This window comes from Mesobacillus campisalis, from assembly GCF_000986785.1.
Taxonomy (GTDB): Bacteria; Bacillota; Bacilli; order Bacillales; family Cytobacillaceae; genus Mesobacillus_B; species Mesobacillus_B campisalis.
This window is the reverse complement of the sequence record NZ_LAYY01000067.1, coordinates 1-1,085: the sequence shown is the minus strand read 5'-3', so window position 1 is coordinate 1,085 and position 1,085 is coordinate 1. Positions and strand designations below refer to the sequence as shown.

At 50.3% G+C, this 1,085-nt stretch carries 1 protein-coding gene; it reads left to right on the top strand.

The window, feature by feature from the left end; genetic code table 11:
* Window positions 1-1,085: molybdopterin oxidoreductase family protein (locus WQ57_RS22340; protein ID WP_046525899.1), on the top strand; the 1,085-nt coding region annotated here is incomplete at both ends.

The window sequence follows — 1,085 nt, the reverse complement described above, 5'->3', positions numbered from 1 at the left end:
TGCTCTTCCGATCTTATATCGATTATAATGGCCGCTATTGCATGAGCTCGGCTGCCGGGGGATTCAACAAGACGCTCGGCATGGACCGCGGATCCACGCTTCCGTGGACAGAGCTTGAGCATACAGACTGCTTCTTCATGTCCGGCACCAACACTGCGGAATGCCATCCTACGAGCATCCAGTGGTTCTGGAAAGCAAAGGATAAAGGCGCGAAACTGATTGTGGCCGATCCTCGCGAGACAGCAACAGCGCGTGTGGCCGATGTCCATCTTGACCTTCTTCCAGGAACAGATTCTGCATTGGCTAATGGAATCATGCATTTATTGATCAAACATGACTATGTCGATCATGAATATGTCCGGGAACGCTGCAATAATTTTGCGGAATTAAAAGAGATGACCGCAAAATTCACGCCAGAATATACATCGAAGATTACCGGTGTAACAGTCGAGAAAATCGTGAAAGCAGCCCATATTTTCGGAAAATCCCCTCGTTCGGTTGTTATGTTTGCCCGCGGTGCCGAGCAGCAGACAAAAGGCGTTGACAATGTCAGCCTGTATACTTCCATGGCGCTGCTTCGCGGCCAGATTGGAAAATTCGCTTCAGGTGTCGCTACATTTACCGGTCAGGGAAATGGGCAGGGAGGACGCGAGCATGGCCAGAAAGCCGATGCGCTTCCGGGCTACCGCAAGATTGCCAACCCGAAGGATGTCGAGTACATTGCAGGTGTTTGGGGCATTCAGCCAGAGGAAATGCCAAAGGAAGGTGTTTCTGCCTACGAGATGTTCGATCTGATGGTGAACAAGACCATCCGTGCCATGCATGTAATCTGTTCGAACCCGGTTGTTTCTTCACCAAATATCAATCATGTCTATAAAGCGTTCAAAAGCCTTGACTTCCTTGTTGTGAATGACTTCTTCATGTCGGAAACGGCGGAACTGGCAGATGTTGTTCTGCCTGCGACAACCTGGGCAGAGGATGAAGGCACAACCACAAATATCGAAGGCCGCGTCATCCGCATCCGCAAGGTCGTGGAACCGCTAGGCGAATCAAAGACAGACTGGGAGATCATCAAACTGATTGCC